The 16,939-nt window shown below is 75.0% G+C and carries 16 protein-coding genes; 9 read left to right on the top strand and 7 right to left on the bottom strand.

From position 1 onward, the window contains the following. Positions 1-5: 5 nt before the first annotated feature. From K1J50_RS01795 to K1J50_RS01780, 4 genes are read left to right on the top strand one after another with little or no spacing between them, the layout of a single operon-like run. Positions 6-1,061 (top strand): ABC transporter ATP-binding protein, encoded by a 1,056-nt coding sequence (locus K1J50_RS01795; protein WP_220115713.1) that lies wholly within the window; start codon positions 6-8, stop codon positions 1,059-1,061. Continuing rightward, complete coding sequence (locus K1J50_RS01790) at positions 1,058-3,433, top strand: xanthine dehydrogenase family protein molybdopterin-binding subunit (protein ID WP_220115712.1); 2,376 nt, start codon at positions 1,058-1,060, stop codon at positions 3,431-3,433. The genes K1J50_RS01795 and K1J50_RS01790 overlap by 4 nt, the downstream gene beginning before the upstream one ends. Beyond that, positions 3,430-4,329: an NAD(P)-dependent oxidoreductase gene (locus K1J50_RS01785; protein WP_220115711.1), complete on the top strand. Its 900-nt coding sequence runs from the start codon at positions 3,430-3,432 to the stop codon at positions 4,327-4,329. Before K1J50_RS01790 ends, K1J50_RS01785 begins: the two co-directional genes overlap by 4 nt. Further along, positions 4,326-5,333, top strand: coding sequence for an asparaginase (locus K1J50_RS01780; RefSeq protein WP_220115710.1), 1,008 nt, complete (start codon positions 4,326-4,328; stop codon positions 5,331-5,333). The genes K1J50_RS01785 and K1J50_RS01780 overlap by 4 nt, the downstream gene beginning before the upstream one ends. A 48-nt stretch (positions 5,334-5,381) precedes the next feature. On the opposite strand, the gene K1J50_RS01775 is transcribed toward K1J50_RS01780, so the two are convergent. Then, positions 5,382-7,232, bottom strand: coding sequence for an ABC transporter ATP-binding protein/permease (locus K1J50_RS01775; RefSeq protein ID WP_220115709.1), 1,851 nt, complete (start codon positions 7,230-7,232; stop codon positions 5,382-5,384). A 614-nt stretch (positions 7,233-7,846) separates the two neighbouring features. Next, the gene (locus K1J50_RS01770; protein WP_220115708.1) at positions 7,847-8,890 is read right to left on the bottom strand and encodes a uroporphyrinogen decarboxylase family protein; all 1,044 of its coding nucleotides are present in this window, start codon (positions 8,888-8,890) and stop codon (positions 7,847-7,849) included. A 199-nt stretch (positions 8,891-9,089) separates the two neighbouring features. On the opposite strand from K1J50_RS01770, the gene K1J50_RS01765 reads away from it, so the two are divergent. The 3 genes from K1J50_RS01765 (at position 9,090) to K1J50_RS01755 (ending at position 12,558) form a co-directional block, all read left to right on the top strand. Beyond that, positions 9,090-10,061 carry a Bug family tripartite tricarboxylate transporter substrate binding protein gene (locus K1J50_RS01765; RefSeq protein WP_220115707.1) on the top strand — a complete coding sequence of 324 codons (972 nt, stop codon included), beginning with the start codon at positions 9,090-9,092 and terminating at the stop codon, positions 10,059-10,061. A 79-nt stretch (positions 10,062-10,140) separates the two neighbouring features. Beyond that, a complete protein-coding gene (locus K1J50_RS01760) occupies positions 10,141-11,067 on the top strand; it encodes a dioxygenase family protein (protein ID WP_220115706.1) in 927 nt (308 codons plus the stop codon). A 54-nt stretch (positions 11,068-11,121) separates the two neighbouring features. Next, complete coding sequence (locus tag K1J50_RS01755; RefSeq protein ID WP_220115705.1) at positions 11,122-12,558, top strand: NAD-dependent succinate-semialdehyde dehydrogenase; 1,437 nt, start codon at positions 11,122-11,124, stop codon at positions 12,556-12,558. A gap of 151 nt (positions 12,559-12,709) precedes the next feature. Here the strand turns inward: K1J50_RS01755 and K1J50_RS01750 are convergent, their stop codons facing one another. Further along, on the bottom strand, positions 12,710-13,480 hold the full coding sequence (locus tag K1J50_RS01750) for an enoyl-CoA hydratase/isomerase family protein (protein ID WP_220115704.1): 771 nt from the start codon (positions 13,478-13,480) through the stop codon (positions 12,710-12,712). Next, entirely contained in the window at positions 13,477-13,929 is a 453-nt protein-coding gene (locus tag K1J50_RS01745) for a PaaI family thioesterase (protein WP_220115703.1), read from the bottom strand. Before K1J50_RS01745 ends, K1J50_RS01750 begins: the two co-directional genes overlap by 4 nt. Positions 13,930-14,120: 191 nt before the next feature. Between K1J50_RS01745 and K1J50_RS01740 the strand changes: the two genes are divergently transcribed. Continuing rightward, positions 14,121-15,311 carry a CaiB/BaiF CoA transferase family protein gene (locus K1J50_RS01740; protein ID WP_220115702.1) on the top strand — a complete coding sequence of 397 codons (1,191 nt, stop codon included), beginning with the start codon at positions 14,121-14,123 and terminating at the stop codon, positions 15,309-15,311. A gap of 28 nt (positions 15,312-15,339) precedes the next feature. Here the strand turns inward: K1J50_RS01740 and K1J50_RS01735 are convergent, their stop codons facing one another. Further along, positions 15,340-15,675, bottom strand: a complete 336-nt coding sequence (locus tag K1J50_RS01735) for a cupin domain-containing protein (protein ID WP_220115701.1) — start codon at positions 15,673-15,675, stop codon at positions 15,340-15,342. A gap of 14 nt (positions 15,676-15,689) precedes the next feature. Beyond that, on the bottom strand, positions 15,690-16,085 hold the full coding sequence (locus K1J50_RS01730) for a RidA family protein (protein ID WP_220115700.1): 396 nt from the start codon (positions 16,083-16,085) through the stop codon (positions 15,690-15,692). A gap of 243 nt (positions 16,086-16,328) precedes the next feature. On the opposite strand from K1J50_RS01730, the gene K1J50_RS01725 reads away from it, so the two are divergent. Beyond that, positions 16,329-16,634 (top strand): DUF1330 domain-containing protein, encoded by a 306-nt coding sequence (locus tag K1J50_RS01725; protein WP_220115699.1) that lies wholly within the window; start codon positions 16,329-16,331, stop codon positions 16,632-16,634. Here the strand turns inward: K1J50_RS01725 and K1J50_RS01720 are convergent, their stop codons facing one another. Beyond that, the gene (locus K1J50_RS01720; RefSeq protein ID WP_220115698.1) at positions 16,635-16,937 is read right to left on the bottom strand and encodes a putative quinol monooxygenase; all 303 of its coding nucleotides are present in this window, start codon (positions 16,935-16,937) and stop codon (positions 16,635-16,637) included. It lies immediately after the preceding gene. Between the last annotated feature and the right edge of the window lie 2 nt (positions 16,938-16,939).

The following is a 16,939-nucleotide window of genomic DNA, read 5'->3' as shown; positions in this document are numbered from 1 at the left end:
GGGCGATGGCGACGATCGTCTGCGAGGGTCTGACCAAGCGCTACGGCGCCGTCACCGCGCTCGAGGCGCTCGACCTCACCATCGCGCACGGCGAGTTCATGGTGCTGCTCGGCCCCTCGGGCTGCGGCAAGACCACGACGCTGAACCTGATCGCCGGGCTCGAGGAGGCGAGCGCGGGCCGCCTGCTGTTCGACGGGCGCGACGTCACCTGGCTGCCGCCGCACCGGCGCGAGGTGGCGATGGTGTTCCAGTCCTACGCCCTCTACCCGAACAAGACGGTGTTCGAGAACATCGCCTTCCCGCTGCGCCTGCGCCGCACCCCGCGCGCCGGGATCGAGCGCGCCGTGCGCGCCGCGGCCGAGCAGCTCGAGATCGCGCATCTCCTCGACCGCCGGCCGCACCAGCTCTCGGGCGGGCAGCGCCAGCGGGTGGCGCTGGGGCGGGCGATCGTGCGCAACCCGGCGGCGTTCCTGATGGACGAGCCGCTCTCCAACCTCGACGCCGCGCTGCGGCTCTCGATGCGCTCGCTGATCAAGCGGCTGCACCACCAGCTCCGCGCCACCTTCGTCTACGTTACCCACGACCAGGCGGAGGCGATGACGCTCGCCGACCGCATCGCGGTGATGCGCGGCGGGCTGATCCAGCAGCTCGACACGCCGGAGGGGATCTACGAGCGGCCGGCGAACCTGTTCGTCGCCGGCTTCCTCGGCAGCCCGCCGATCAACCTGATCGAGGGGCGGATCGAGGACGGCGCCTTCCGCCGCGCCGAGCTGCGCCTGCCGGCGCCGCGCGCCGAGCCCGGGCGCGAGGTGGTGCTCGGGCTGCGGCCGGAGGACGTGGAGGCGCCGGCGCCGCACCTCATCCCGCTCGCGGGGCGGGTCGAGCTGGTCTCGCCGCTCGGCTCGGACACCTATGCGGAAGTGTCGGGACCGGCCGGCACCAGCCTCACGCTCCGCGTGCCCAAGGGATGGCGGGTGCGGGAGGGGGAGGGGATCGAGGTCGGGGTGGACCCGGCGCGGCTGCACCTGTTCGACCGCGCCAGCGAGCGGCGCATCGCATGAGCGCCGCCGCCCCCGCGCCGCCGCCCGCGCCGGACGGGCCGCTCGGCCGGCCGCTGCGCCGGCGCGAGGACCGCCGGCTGCTCACCGGCGCCGGCCGCTTCCTCGACGACATCGAGGCGCCGCGCGCGCTGCACGCGGCGTTCGTGCGCAGCCCGCACGCCCATGCCCGCATCCTCGCGGTGGAGGCCGCCGCGGCGCGGGCCCTGCCCGGCGTGGTCGCGGTGCTGGACGGCGCGGACATCGCCCGCCTGGTCGCGCCGCTCCGCCTCGCGCCGCCGATCGAGGGGCTGCATCCGGTCGAGATGCCGCCGCTGCCGCGCGATGTCGCGCGCTTCGTCGGCGATCCGGTGGCGCTGGTGCTGGCGGAGACGCGCGCCGCGGCCGAGGAGGCGGCCGAGCGGGTCGAGGTGGAGTACGAGCCGCTCCCCGCGGTGGCGTCGCTCGCCGCGGCGGCGGCGCCGGATGCGCCGCGGGTGGACCCGGCGCTCCCCTCCAACCGCGTCTCGCGCCAGGAATTCGCGACCCCCGGCCTCGCCGCCGCCTTCGCCCGCGCGGCGCGGGTGGTGGAGGCGCGCTTCGGCCAGCAGCGCCAGACCCACGCGCCGATGGAGCCGCGCGGCTGCCTCGCGGTCTGGGATGCCGGGCGCGAGCACCTGACCATGCATGTCGGCACCCAGGCGCCGCATCCCTACCGCAGCGCGCTGGCGGCGCGGCTCGGCCTGCGCGAGTGGCAGGTCACGGTGGTCGCGCCCGACATGGGCGGCGGCTTCGGCCAGAAGATCGTGCCGCTGCGCGAGGACCTCGCCTGCGCCGCCGCGGCGCGGATGCTGAATCGCCCGGTGCGCTGGCGCGAGACGCGGAGCGAGAACCTCACCGCCGCCCTGCACGCGCGCGAGGAGGAGGTGACGACGCGCGCCGCCGTCGCCGAGGACGGGCGCCTGCTCGCCCTCGCCTGCCGCATCCGCAGCGACTTCGGCGCCTGGTGCTTCTTCCCGGCGAACTACATGGCGCGGGTGGTGGCGCTGATCCTGCCCGGGCCCTACCGGGTGAGGGAGTACGGCTACGAGGTCGAGGTGTTCCTCACCAACAAGTGCCCCTCCGGGCCGATGCGGGCGCCGATGGCCATCGCCTCCTGGGTGATGGAGGGGACGATGGACGCGATCGCGCGCGAGCTCGGCCTCGATCCGCTGGAGGTGCGGCGGCGCAATTCGATCACCGACGCCGACCTGCCCTTCACCACCGCCACCGGCGAACGCTACGACGCGGTGAGCCCGCTCGCGACGCTGGAGGCGGCGGCGGCGGGGCTCGGCTACGACGGATGGCGCGCACGCCAGGCGGCGGAGCCGCGGCGGCTGCTCGGCCTCGGCCTGTGCACGGTGATCGAGAGCACCACCTACGGCAGCGCCTTCTACAAGGCCGCCGGCATCCCCGGTTCGGGGCACGAGACGGCGGTGGTCCGGGTCGAGCCCTCGGGGGCGGTGATCGCCTCCTGCGGCCTGATGGGCTCCGGCCAGGGCTACGAGACGACGCTGGCGCAGGCCGTCGCCGCCGGCCTCGGCTGCGCGGTGGAGGAGGTGGCGGTGCAGATCGGCCACACCGACATCGCGCCCTACGGCATGGGCAGCCGCGGCGCGCGCGGGGCGACGGCGGGGGGCGGGGCGCTCTACCTCGCCGGGCTCAGGCTGAAGGCGAAGGTGCTGGAGATCGCCGCCGTGCTGCTCGGCCGCAACAGCGCCGACGGCCTCGACCTGCGCGAGGGCAGGGTGGTGCAGCGCACGGCCGAGGGCTGGGCGCCGGCGGGGCCGACGCTCGCCGAGATCGCGCGGCTCGCCCATCTCGACCCGCTGCGCCTGCCGCCGGGGATGGAGCCCGGGCTGCACCAGGTGCTCGCCTACGACCCGCCGGCGATGACCTACGCCAACTCCACCCACGCCTGCGCGGTGGAGATCGACCCGGAGACGGGCGCGCTCTCCATCCTGCGCTACGTCGTCGCCGAGGACGCGGGGCGGAGGATCAACCCGCTCGTCGTCGCCGGGCAGACCCACGGCGCGACGGCGATGGGCCTCTCCGGCGCGATGCTGGAGCACGCCGCCTACGGCGCGGACGGGCAGATGCTCGCCGCCACCTTCCTCGACTACGCGCTCGCCCGCGCCGGCGACCTGCCGACGTTCGAGCTGCTGCACCACGACACGCCGAACCCGCGCACGCCCGCGGGCCTCAAGGGCATGGCCGAGGGCGGGGTGATGGGCGCGATCGGGGCGCTGATGAACGCGGTCAACGACGCGCTGGCCCGGCGCGGCGCGCGGCTGGAGCGCCAGCCCGCCACGCCCGCGCGCATCTGGGCCGCGCTGCAGGGAAGGAGCGAGGCATGAGCGGCACGGGCGCGCCGGAGCGCATCGGCTTCATCGGCACCGGCATCATGGGGGGGCCCATGGCCGGCCATCTGCTGCGCGCGGGCCATCCGCTGACGGTGTTCAACCGCACCAGGGCGAGCGCGCAGCCGCTTCTGGATGCCGGCGCCGCCTGGGCGGACTCGCCCGCCGCGGTCGCCGCGGCGAGCGACATCGTCATCACCATCGTCGGCTTCCCCGCCGATGTCGAGGAGATCTACCTCGGCCCGCAGGGCCTGATCGCCCATGCCCGGCCGGGCGCGCTGCTGATCGACATGACCACCTCCTCGCCCTCGCTCGCGGTGCGCATCGCGCGCGAGGCGGCGGCGCGCGGGGTGCAGGCGCTGGATGCGCCGGTCTCGGGCGGCGATGTCGGGGCGCGCAACGCCACGCTCTCGATCATGGTCGGGGGCGAGGCCGCGGCGTTCGAGCGGGCGCGGCCGGTGCTCGAACGGATGGGCAGGACGATCAACCACATGGGCGGGCCCGGCGCGGGGCAGCACACCAAGATGGCGAACCAGATCGTCATCGCCTCGACGGTGATGGGGGTGGCCGAGGGCCTCGCCTATGCGCGCGCGGCCGGGCTCGACGGCGCCAGGGTGCTGGCCGCGCTCGGCCCGGGGGCGGCGGGATCGGCGCAGCTTGCCGTGCAGGGGCCGAAGATGCTCGCCGGGGACTACGCGCCGGGCTTCATGGTGAAGCACTTCCTCAAGGACCTCGGCATCGCCCTGGCGGAGGCGGAGCGGATGCGCCTCGACCTTCCCGGCCTCGCGCTGGCGAAGCGGCTGTTCGAGCGGGTGCAGGCGGAACCGGGCGGGGCGGAGCGCGGCACGCAGGCCATCATTCGCGTCTATGGCGGGGCTTCAGCCGGCGCATGAGCTTCGCGAGGCTTGCCGAGGTCTGGCGCGGCCCCTGCGTCGAGAGCGTGCACCACGGCGTCGCCGCGGTTGCCGACGCAACGGGGCGCGTGCTGCACGCCTGGGGCGATCCGGGCGTCGTCACCTTTCCCCGCTCCGCCCTCAAGCCCTTCCAGGCGATCGGCCTGGTGGAGTCCGGCGCCGCCGACGCGCTCGGGCTGGGCGACGAGCACATCGCGCTCGCCTGCGCGTCGCATCGCGCGGAGGACTTCCAGGTGGCGCTGGTGCGCGACTGGCTGCGCCGCCTCGGCCTGGGGGAGGAGGCGCTGGTCTGCGGCCCCGACCTGCCGCGCGGCGCGGAGGACCAGGCGGCGTGGCTGCGCGCCGGCGGCGGGCGGTCGCGCGCGTTCCACAACTGCTCGGGCAAGCATTGCGGCTTCCTCAGCGTGGCGCGGCGGATCGGGGCGCCGGCGGCCGGCTACGACGACCCGGCGCACCCCGCGCAGCGCCTCTTCCTCGCGGCCTTCTCGGAGCTGCTCGGGCGCGACGCGGCGGCGCTGCCGCGGGGCGTGGACGGCTGCGGCCTGCCGGCGCTCGCGCTTCCCGTGGGCGACATGGCGCGCGCCGTGGCGCGCCACGCCGCGGCCGCGGCGGCGTCCGAGTCGCGCCGCGACGCGATCCGCCGCATCCACGCCGCGATGCGCGCCCATCCCGACCACCTCTCCGGCCGCGACCAGCCGACCAGCCGCCTGATCCGCGCCACGGAGGGACGGGTGCTGGTGAAGGGCGGCGCCGAGGGCTTCGCGATCGCTCTCGTGCCGGAGCGCGGGCTCGGCATCGCGGTGAAGATCGCGGACGGCGCGTCGCGCGCACGGATGGGGGTGCTGATCGCGATCCTCCGCCGCATCGGGCTGCTCGGCGAGGATGCGGCCGAGGCGCTGGGCGCGGCGGTGGAGCCGCCGGTGCTCGACAGCAACGGCCGCGTCGTCGGGCGCATCGCGGTCACGCTGCCGGAGGAAGGCTGACGCATCCCGGCCGCCCGGGACCGCGGCCGCCGGGGCGGACGCCCCGGTTCAGCGCCTGTGTCCGAAGCCCTCGCGCATCCAGTCGAGCACCGGCACGCGCGGCGGCGGGCGCCGCAGCACGGCGCGCCGCGCACGGGTCTCGTGGATCAGCACCGTGCCGTCCGAGGCGCGCTCCAGGGTCAGGCTGCGGTGGAACAGCTCGGCGGGCTGCGCCGGCCGGCCGAAGCTGACGATCGTCGTCGCGGGGAGCGTTGCGACGAGCGTCTGCAGCAGCGCGGCTTCGGCATCGGGGGCGAGCGCATCGGTCGCCTGGTGCAGCACGATCCAGGCGGGCCGGCGCAGCAGCATCTGCGCGAAGCCGAGCCGCTCGCGCTCCCCGGCCGAGAGCACCTTTCCCCACGCCGCGGCTTCGTCGAGCCGGTCGCAGAGGTGGCCGAGGCCGGTCCGTTCGAGCGCCTCGCGCAGCGCCGCCTCCGGCGGCGGCGCGCTGCCGTCGTCGCGCGGCGGGCAGAGCGCCTCGCGCAGCGTGCCTTCCGGGATCCAGGGGGCGGAGCCGAGGAAGGCGAGACCGTCGGTCTCGGGGCGCTCGATGCGGCCGCGGCCCCAGGGCCAGATGCCGGCAAGGACGCGGAACACCGCGGCTAGGGCGGCCGGATCGCCGGTGATCAGCACGCGCTCGCCGGGCGCGACTTCGAGGGTGATGCCGGTGGCGACCGCGGTGCCGTCCGCGTTGGCGACGTCGAGCCCGCGCACGGCAAGGTGCGGCGCCTCGATCCGCTCGATGCGGGCGGTGCCGACGCTGATCTCCGCCAGCTCGGCGTCGAGATCGTCCAGCGCATGGCACAGGCCGAGGGTGCGCTCGACCGAGGCGCGCCACTCCGCGATGCGCGCGAAATTGTCCACCGGCCAGGACAGCGCCGCCGTGACCTGCTGGAACGCCTGCGCGACCTGCATCAGCGTGCCGAGGGTGATGGTGCCGGCAAGGAAGCGGGGCGTCGCGACGAGGATCGGGAACACCGGCGCGAGGGTGGCGTAGCCCGAGGAGAACAGCGTCAGCCGGCCGAGGAAGACCGTCTGCCGGTCCCAGCTCGCGGCGATGGCGGCGAACAGCGTCGCGAGCCGCCGGCGGACATGCGGCTCGGCACGGGCGAGCGCGATGCCTTCGGCGCCTTCGCGCGCCCCCACCAGGCCGAAGCGGAAGTCGGCCTCCGTGCCCTGGCGCTGGTCGGTCGCGCGCACCAGCGGGCGGCCGAAGACGAAGGCGAGGATCGAGCCGGCCGCCGCGTAGAGCAGGGCGAGCCAGACCATGTGCCCGGGGATCGGGATGCCCGCGACCTCGACGGCATCGGAGAGCGACCACAGGATGCCGACGAAGGTGGCGAGCAGCATCGCCGCATAGAGCAGCGAATGGCCGAGGTCCACCGCCGCCTCGGTGGTGACGCGGATGTCCTCGGCGATGCGGCCGTCGGGGTTGTCGTGGTCGCCGGGGACATGGGCGATCTGGTAGTGGCGCGCCCGGTCCATCCAGGTGGCGAGCATGTCCGCGGTGAGCGCCTCGCGCCAGCCGAGCTGGACGCGCCGCTTGACGACGAGATGCGCGCCGTTGCACAGCATGACGAGGGTCACGATCGCGGCGAAGACCAGGACCTGCTGCAGGAAGCGCTCGGTCGAGCGGCGCTCGAGCGCGTCGAACAGGTCGGCGGTCCAGAGATTGACCCACATCGCGAGCAGCACCTGCGCCACGGTGAGAAGGGCGAGCGCGACGGTGAGGCCCCAGGCGCGCGCGCGCCGCGCGCCGCGCCAGTAGGGGGCCGCGAGGCGCGCCAGCTCGCGGAAGAAGCCGTGGTGCGGGGGCGGATGCGCACCGTTCGCGGGCGGCCGTGCGTGGTTGTCAGCCATTGGTCCCCGGCGGGTTCCTGGTGCCGCGCCATCCTAGCCGTCCGGGCCGGCGCCGCCACGCCGCCCTCGCGCCGCCGCTGCGGGCCGTTCCGGCGGGGCCGGCCAGGAGGACCGGGCGGCGCGGTCCGGTCCGCCGTCGGGCCCCTCCTGACCGGGGCCGAACGGACGAGGGGGCGCGAGGGGTCGCGGCGGAGGGGCGCCGTCCGCCGGTGCCGGCGCCGCCCCGCCGGGCACGAGCCGGCCGGTGCCCTCCCGGTCCGGGGCCCGCGCGCCGTCCCGCCGCCGCCACCGTCTCGCGCGGGTTCCCCGCCACCCCGCGCGCGACGCCGGAGGCGCGCCGCGCCCCGTCCGGCCCGTGGGGGAGAGGGATGCCGGTGCCGGTATCCGTGGCCGCCCGGCGCCTCGGCAGCGGCGCCGCGGTCGCGCGATGCCGCGCCAGGCGAACAGGGCCGGGCGGTGCGCTGCCGTCGCTCCCGCCTCGGCGGGCGGCCGGAGGCCGGTGCCGGCGCCGGGCTGCCGGGCCCGCGGGGGATGGCCGGGGCGTTGCGCGATCTTCCCGATCTCGCGCGGTGCGGCGGCGAAGCCGGCGCGGGGCGGGCAGCCCCGGCCGGGCGTCAGCCGGCGAGCTCGCGCCGCACGATCGCGGCGCCCTCGGCCAGGGCGCGCAGCTTGCCGAAGGCCCGGTCGCGCGGGAGGTACTTCATGCCGCAGTCGGGCGCCGGGACCAGCCGCTCCGCCGGCACGTGGCGGAGGCCGGCGCGGATGCGCGCCGCGACCTCCTCCGCCGTCTCCACCTCCGGCGTCCCGAGGTCGAGCACGCCGAGCAGGATCGTCTTGGGCGCGAGCTCGCGCAGGATGCCGAGGTCGAGCCGCGGCTGCGCCGCCTCGATCGAGATCTGCCCCGCCACGCAGTCGGCGAGCTGCGGCAGGAAGGAGTAGCCGCTGGCCGGCTTGTCCTTCACCTGGTGCGCGTAGCCGAAGCAGAGATGCACCACCGTCGGGCCGGGGACGCCTTCCAGCGCGCGGTTGATCGCCTTCACCGCGTAGCGCCGCGCCGCCTCCGGCCGCGCCTGCAGCCAGGGCTCGTCGAGCTGGATCACGTCGGCGCCGGCGGCCTTGAGCGCGCGCGCCTCCGCGGCGACGGCGGCGGCGTAGTCCATCGCCATCGCCTCCTCGTCGCCGTAGTGCGCGTCCACCGCCTGCTGCGACAGGGTGAAGGGGCCGGGAAGCGTGATCTTGATGCGGCGGTCGGTGTTGGCGCGCAGGAATTCGACGTCGCGCCGCTCGACCGGGCCGCGCCAGCGGATCGGGCCGACGACGCGCGGCACCTGCGTCGGCTTGCCGCCGCGGCTCGTGATCTCGCCCGGGTTCTCGGCGTCTATGCCCTCGAGCGCCAGGGCGAAGCGGTTGGAGTAGCTCTCGCGCCTGATCTCGCCGTCGGTGATGATGTCGATGCCGGCGCGCTCCTGGTCGCGGATGGCGAGCAGGGTGGCGTCGTCCTGCGCCTGCTCCAGCACCTCGGGGTCCACGCGCCAGATCTCGCGCGCGCGCACGCGCGGAACGAGGCGGCCGAGCAGGATGTCGCGACGGACCAGCCATTCGGGCTGGGGGTAGCTGCCGACGACGGTGGTGGGCAGCAGCGCGGGCGTGGCGGTCATGGGCGGGGTGTCCCTCTCGGCGCCGGTTGCCGAACCTATCGGGGATGACGCGCCCGGCGCCAAGCGCGCCGTGCCGGGCCCGCGCCGGCGGCCCCGGGGAGGCGCGGCTTGACCGCGCGGCGGCGCGCGGGGGAGAAGGCTTCCAGGGCCGGCGCGGGAGGCGCCGGGCCGGGGGAGGGGAGGGAAAGGCATGGGCCCGGTGGATCGTCGCAGCGTCCTCCTCGGCGCCGCCGCGCTCGCCCTGCCGCGTGCGGCGGCGGGGGCGGAGGAGTGGCCCGCGGCGCGGCCGGTGCGGCTCGTCGTCCCCTTTGCCGCCGGCACCACGACCGACAGCGTCGGCCGGCTGCTCGCCCAGCACCTGACCCGGACCTTCGGCCAGTCCTTCGTCGTGGACAACCGCAGCGGCGCGGGCGGCAACGTCGGCACGGCCCAGGTCGCGAAGGCGGCGCCGGACGGCTACACGCTGGTGCTCGGCACCATCGGCACGCACGCGATCAACGTCAGCCTCTATCCCGATCCGGGCTTCGATCCGGTGCGCGACTTCACGCCCGTCGCGCCCTTCGGCACCACGCCCGCGGTGCTCGCGGTGCGGCGCGGGCTGGAGGCGGAGAGCCTCGCCGGGCTGATCGCGCTGGCGAAGCGGCGCCCGGGGACGCTCACCTTCGCCTCGGCCGGGAACGGCACCACCGGGCATCTCTCGCAGGTGATGCTGAACCAGCGCGCGGGCATCGAGACCGTGCACGTGCCCTACCGCAGCGGGGCCCAGGCGGTGACCGACCTGATCTCGGGGAAGGTGGACGCGATGTTCTACCACTTCCTCGCCCTCGGCCCGCATATCCGCGAGGGCTCGATCCGCGCGCTCGCCGTCACCGCGCCGCGGCGCCTCGACGGGATGCCGGAGGTGCCGACCATGGAGGAGGCCGGCTTGCCCGGCTTCGTCGTGGTCGCCTGGTGGGGGCTCTACGCGCCGGCGGGGACGCCGGCCCCGGTTGTCGCGCGGCTGAACGCGGCGGCGAACCGGCTGCTCGACGATCCCGCGGCGCAGGCCAGCCTGCGGGCCCAGGGCGTGGAGCCGGTCGGCGGCCCGGCGGAGCGGCTCGCAACCCTGACGCGCGAGGAGGTGGAAATTTGGCGGCGCGTCATCGCCACGGGCGGCGTCCGCCCGGATTGATCGCCGCGCAGCCGCCCCGGCGGCGGCATGCGCCGGCCCGCCGCGCCGGGACCTGGCGCCGGCTGCACAGGAGGACGTCATGAAGGACCTCGACCGGTTCGCCATCACCGAGGCGGTGCTGGAGCAGATGGCGGGCACGCCCGACCCGCGCCTGAGGCGCATCATCGAGAGCGCGGTGCGCCACCTGCACGACTTCGCGCGCGAGGTGGAGCTGACGCCGGAGGAGTGGCTGGCCGGCATCGCCTTCCTCACCGCCGTCGGCCAGGCCTGCACGGCGCACCGGCAGGAGTTCATCCTGCTCTCCGACGTGCTCGGCCTGTCGCGCCTGGTGAACGTGATGCACGATGCGCGCAGCCGCGCCGAGGGCGCGACGGAGACGAGCCTTCTCGGGCCGTTCTACCGCGAGGACCCGCCGGAGGTGCCGCTCGGCGGGTCGCTCGCGCGGGCGGCGACGGACGGGAACAGGAAGGAGATCCTGCTGTTCGGGCGGGTGACCGACGCCGGCGGCGAGCCGGTCCCCGGCGCGGTGATGGATCTCTGGCAGACCAACGCGGAGGGGCTCTACGACCTGCAGGGGGAGGATCCCTCGGCGGTGGACATGCGCGGAAGGCTGCGCTGCGACGCCGAGGGGCGCTACCACGTCCGCACGGTGAAGCCGCGCGGCTACTCGGTGCCGATGGACGGGCCGGTGGGAAGGCTCGTGCGCCTGCAGGGGCGGCACGGGCACCGGCCGGCGCACATCCACGTGCTGGTCTCGGCGCCCGGCTATCAGGAGCTGGTCACCGCCCTCTACTTCGCCGACGACCCGCATGTGGAGAGCGACACGGTGTTCGGGGTTTCCGGCTCGCTGGTGGTGAGCGAGCGGACGGGCCTGCCGGACGCGCCGCGCCCGGACCTGCCGGCGGTGCGCTACGACTTCCGCCTCTCGCCCCTCGCCGCGGGGGCGGAGGGCGGGCGGGTCGGCGCCGACCCGTCGCGGATCGCCGAGGCCGCCCGGTCCGGGTGACGCCGGCCGCCCGCCGCGCTATCTGCAATCCCGCCTTCCGGGAGAGAGACCGCGATGAGCTACCCTGACGTCCTGCTCCACATCAACGGCGAGTGGCGCAAGAGCCGCTCCGGCGAGGCGCTGCCGGTGCTGAACCCCGCCACCGAGGAGCAGATCGGCACCGTCGCCAAGGCGACGCGGGCCGACCTCGACGAGGCGCTGGCGGCGGCGGAGAAGGGCTTCCGCGCCTGGAGCAGGGTGCCGGCCTTCGAGCGCTACAAGCTGATGCGCAAGGCGGCGGAGATCTTCCGCTCGCGCGCCGACGAGGTGGCGCGGCTCCTGACGATGGAGCAGGGCAAGCCGCTCGCCGAGGCGAAGATCGAGGTGCTGGCGGGCGCCGACATCATCGACTGGTTCGCCGAGGAGGGGCGGCGCGCCTACGGCCGCGTGATCCCGGCGCGCGGCGAGGGGATCTACCAGCTCGTGATCAAGGAGCCGGTCGGCCCGGTGGCGGCGTTCACGCCGTGGAACTTCCCGATCAACCAGGTGGTGCGGAAGCTCTCGGCCGCGGTGGCGACCGGCTGCTCGATCATCGTCAAGCCGCCGGAGGAGACGCCGGCCTCGCCGGCCGAGCTGCTGCGCGCCTTCCTCGACGCCGGGCTGCCGCCGGGGGTGGCGAACTACGTCTATGGCGTGCCGGCCGAGATCAGCGAGTACCTGATCCCGCATCCGGTGATCCGCAAGGTGACCTTCACCGGCTCGACCGCGGTGGGCAAGCAGCTCGCGGCGCTCGCCGGGCGGCACATGAAGCGGGTGACGATGGAGCTCGGCGGGCATGCGCCGGCGATCGTGTTCGACGACGCCGACCTCGACTACGCGGTGAGGCTGCTCGCGGGGGCGAAGTTCCGCAACGCCGGGCAGGTCTGCGTCTCGCCGACGCGCTTCCTGGTCCAGGAGAGGCTCTACGAGCCCTTCGTCGAGAAGTTCGTCGCCGCGGCCAAGGCGCTGAAGGTCGGCAACGGGCTGGAGCCGGGGACGCAGATGGGTCCGCTCGCGCACGAGCGGCGCCTCCCCTGGGTCGAGGGCCTGGTGGCGGACGCGCGGCAGAAGGGCGCCACGGTGCGGACCGGCGGCGAGCGCATCGGCAACAAGGGCTACTTCTACGCGCCCACGGTGCTGACCGACGTGCCGAAGGAGGCGCGCATGATGAACGAGGAGCCCTTCGGCCCCATCGCCATGATCGCGCCCTTCCGCGAGTTCGAGGAGGTGGTGGAGGAGGCGAACCGCCTGCCCTATGGCCTCGCCGCCTACGCCTTCACCCGCTCGGCCAAGACCGCGAACGCGATCGCGGCCAAGGTCGAGACCGGGATGATGACGATCAACCACCTCGGCCTGGCGCTGCCGGAGGTGCCGTTCGGCGGGGTGAAGGATTCCGGCTACGGCTCCGAGGGCGGGTCGGAGGCGATCGAGGCCTATCTGAACACGAAGTTCGTCACCCAGGCCGGGCTCTAGGGCGGAGCGCGGACGGCTGGGAACGGCCGGGGGCGCGAAGCCGCTCGGCGGACAACGCGCCGGAGCCGTCGCCGCGCGCACAGCCGGGCGGAGACGGCTCCAGGCCGGGTGCGGCCGCCGGCGCCTGGGCGCGCCGGCGGCGCGCGGCCATTCAGGTGCCGGTGAAGCGCGGCGCGCGCCTCTCCAGCCAGGCGGCGCGGCCCTCGGCCATGTCGTTGGAGCGCTTGGCCGCGGCCGCGCGCGCGGCGATCGCCGCGAGGTCGGCGTCGCCGCGCGCGATGTCGTTCAGCGCCGCCTTCATGCCCTGCACGGCGAGCGGCGCGTTCCCGGCGAGCCGCGCCGCGATCTCGGCGACGCGCGGCATCAGCCGCTCCGGCGGCACCAGCTCGTCGAGATAGCCGATGCGGAGCAGCTCCTCGGCCTCGAACCGCTCGGCGAGCAGGAACATGCGCTTGGCGGTGTTGAGGCCGAGCCGGCTGACGTAGCGCTGCAGGCCGCCCGGGTAGTAGTGCAGGCCAAGGCGCGCGGCGGGCATGAACATCGCCATCCCGGTGACGCCGATGCGGAAGTCGCAGGCCAGCGCGAGGTCGGTCGCGCCGCCATAGACCCCGCCGTTGAGCGCGCAGATGGTGGGCAGGCGCACGCGCTCCAGCCGGTCGGCGAAGCGGGCGAAGGCGTCCTCGTCCTGCGCTTCGCCGCTGCCCAGCGCGCCGATGTGGAATCCGGAGCTGAACGACTTGCCGCTGGCGGTGAGGACGAGGACGCGCAGCGCCGGCTCGGCCTCGATGCGGTCGAGCAGGCCGTGCAGCGCAACCAGGTCGGCCGGCTCGATGCGGTTGTGCACCGCGGGGCGGTTGAGCCGGATGGTGGCGACGGGGCCCTCGGTCGAGAGCGTCGGGATGCCGCCGGTCTCCGCCTTCATGCCATGCCTCCCTCGCCGCCTTCGCGGCGGCTGCTCTCCAGCACCTTCCAGATGCCGCTGGCGGCGAGCACGGCGCGCCCGCCGGCGAAAAGCTCGCCGCGCACGAAGACCACGGAGCGCGTCCGCCGCGTCACCTCGCAGCGCGCGGTGACGAACTCGCCCGGGGCGACGGGGGCGAGGTAGTGCAGGTCGAGCTGGATCGTCGCGCAGCGCTGCGGGCGCACGGCGTCGCCCACCGTCTTGCCGAGGGCGTGGTCCATGATGCTGGCGAGGATGCCGCCGTGCACCACGCCGCGGCCGTTGTTGTGGCGCGGGTCGGTGAGCACGCCGAAGAGCGGGCCGCCGTCCCGCTCGCGGCGCATCCAGAAGGCGCCGATGATCTCGGGGAAGCCGGAATCGGCCACCCTCTCCCAGCCGGCGGCGGCGGGATCCTCGATGCGGTCGTGCACGGCGCGGCAAGCTCCTCTCGTGGCGCCTTCTAGAGCAGATCGCTCCCGCCCGGAAGCGGCCGGGAGCGGGAACCGGCTCCGCGGGCAAAGGACCGGGGCGCTGCCGGCCGCGGACAAGCCGGACCGCTTGCGGCCGCACCCGCGGCATGGGTTGATGGACGCGCAGCGACCATCGCCGTGAGGATCCGTCCATGACCCGGCCGTTCGAGGGCATCCGCATCGTTGACGCGACGCATGTGCTGGCGGGACCGTTCGCCGCCTACCAGCTCGCGCTGCTCGGGGCGGAGGTGGTCAAGGTCGAGCACCCGGAGGAGCCGGACCAGAGCCGCGACAGCGGCGGCGACCTGGCGCTGAACCGCCGCGCCATGGGGACCTATTTCCTGACGCAGGGGGCGAACAAGCGCTCGCTCACGCTCGACCTCAAGACCGAGGGCGGGCGCGCGGTGATGCGCCGGCTGCTCGCCCGCGCCGACGTGCTGGTGGAGAACTACCGCCCCGGCGCCTTCGCGGCGCTCGGCCTCGGCTACGAGGAGGTGTCGAGGCTCAACCCGCGCCTCATCTACTGCTCGATCTCCGCCTTCGGGCAGGAGGGGCCGCGCGGGGGCCAGACGGCCTACGACCACGTGATCCAGGCGACCTCCGGCATCATGGCGACGACCGGGACGCCGGAGGTGAGCCCGCTCAAGTTCGGCTCTCCCGCGATCGACTACGCGACCGGGACGATGGGCGCCTTCGCGCTCGCCGCGGCGCTGTTCCAGCGCGAGCGGACCGGCCGCGGCCAGCGGATCGACCTCGCCATGCTGGACGTGGCGATGATGATGATGGCCTCGCACCTCACCGCCTATCTGCGGACCGGCAAGGTGCCGCGGCCGAACGGCAACGATCACCTGTACGCGACCAACAGCGCCTACCGGGCCAGGGACGGGCTGGTGATGCTGGGGGCAAGCAACCTGCGCCAGCAGAGGCGGCTCTGGGCCGCGCTCGGCCATCCGGAGATGGCGAAGACGAACAACGAGGCGCGCGTCGCCGACCGCGAGCGCGAGGCGGCGCTGCTCGGCGAGATCATGCTGACGCGCACCGCCGACGAGTGGGAGGCGTACCTCCAGGCCCGCCGCGTGCCGGCGGCGCGGGTGCGGAGGCTGGACGAGGCGATGGCCGATCCGCAGCTCGCCTCCCGCCACCTCGTGCACCGCTTCCCGGAGGGCGCGCCGGGCGTGGAGGGGCCGTTCGGCGTGCCGGTGGCGGCGTTCCGCTTCGCCCACGGCGGACCGCGGGTGGACAGCCCGCCGCCCCCTCTCGGCGCGGACACGGAGGCGATCCTCGGCGAACTCGGCTATTCGCGCGAGGAGATCGCGGCGCTGCGGGCGGAGCGCGCCATCTGAGGCAAGGCGCGCCGGGCGGCGCCGCGGCTCAGGCGCCCGCCACCGCGCGGAAGTCGTAGTCGCCCACGCCCTGCAGGAGCAGGAAGCGGCAGCGGCCGCCGTCGAGGCCGTGCACGAGATGCGCGGTCTTCGGCGGCACGGCAAGGCTCTCGCCGGCCCGCAGCACCCGCTCCTCGCGCGGCGCGCGGGTTTCGACCACCATCGGGCCCTCGAGGCAGAAGAACACGTCGGTGACTTCCGAGTGGTAGTGCCAGGGCACGCACTGGCCGGGGGCGAGCGTCAGCACGCTCGCCCGCATGTCCGCCCCCTCCATCACCACCTCCCGCTTCTCGAGCGGATAGGAGCCGCGGACGATGTCGCGCATGGCCGGTTCTCCCCTCAGGGCAGCACCGCGATTGCGCTGATCTCGATCAGCGCTTCCGGCAAGGTCAGCTTCGTCACCTCGACCATGGTCGAGGCCGGCGGGGTGCCGGTGAAGTAGGCGCGGCGCACCTCGTGGATGCGCTCGAAATGCTCCATGTTGCGCACGTAGACGTCCATGCGGCAGATGTCGTCCAGCGTGCCGCCGGCCGCCTCCACCGCGGCCTTGAGGTTCTCGCACACCTGCCGGGTCTGCGCCGCGACGTCGCCGATCCCGACCAGCCTGCCGTCCGGCCCCTTCGCCAGCATCCCGGAGATGAAAAGCAGGCGCCCGCGCGCCTCCGCGATCGTCGCCTGCGCGAAGTGTCCGCTCGGCGGCGGCAGACGCGCGGACGCGACCGGCTGCTTCGGCATGGCGTCCCTCCCTTGCGTGGGAACTGTGCCGCGGGGCGCCGCGGCGGGGAAGAGGCCTCGCGCGCGGCGGCCGCAGGGCCTATGCTTCCGGCGCGGCAGGCGGGTGGCCATGCGCGCCGGACCCCGTGCGGCGCGCGATGCCTGCCGCCGGTCCGGCGCAGGAGCGCAGGCATGCCCGGGCGGGAATGAGCGGCGCCCGAGGCGGATCCGTGTGTCGCGATGCGGCGCGCAGGGGAGGACACGATGCCGAAGGGCTACATCTTCGCCGAGATCGAGGTCACGGACCCGGAGACCTACGAGCGATACCGGCCGCTTGCCGCGGCGGCGATCGCCGCGCATGGCGGACGCTACCTGGTGCGGGGCGGCGAGCCCCGGGTGCTGGAGGGCGACCGTTCGCCGAAGCGCGTCGTGGTCCTGGAATTCGACAGTCCGGAGCAGGCGGAGGCGTTCTACCGCTCGGCCCAGTACCAGGAGGCGCTGGCCATCCGCCAGCGATCCTCCGAGGGCCATCTCTACCTGCTGGCCGGGGCCGACGCGCCGGCCGGCTGACTACAGCTCGCAGAGGGTCAGGGTGCGCGCCTCGATCAGCGGCGCGTAGGCCTCGCGCACCCTGGCGAGCCGCGGATTGCGGCCGTGCTCCTCGAAGGCGGCGCGGTCGCGGTAGACCTCGCACAGCATGATGCGGGTCTCGTCCCTGGCGCCCTCCTTCGTCAGCGGCTGCAGCACGTCGAAGCGCTCGCAGCCCGGCTCCTCCTGCAGGGTCAGCCGCGCGTGCTCGCGGATGATGCGGTCGAAGGCCGCGTGCTGGCCGGGCTTGATCCTGAACTCGACGATGATGCCGATGCGGGCCATGT

Source organism: Caldovatus aquaticus, from assembly GCF_019458025.1.
Taxonomy (GTDB): Bacteria; Pseudomonadota; Alphaproteobacteria; order Acetobacterales; family Acetobacteraceae; genus Caldovatus; species Caldovatus aquaticus.
The sequence above is the reverse complement of the archived record's forward strand: the minus strand, read 5'-3'. Positions and strand labels throughout refer to the sequence as shown.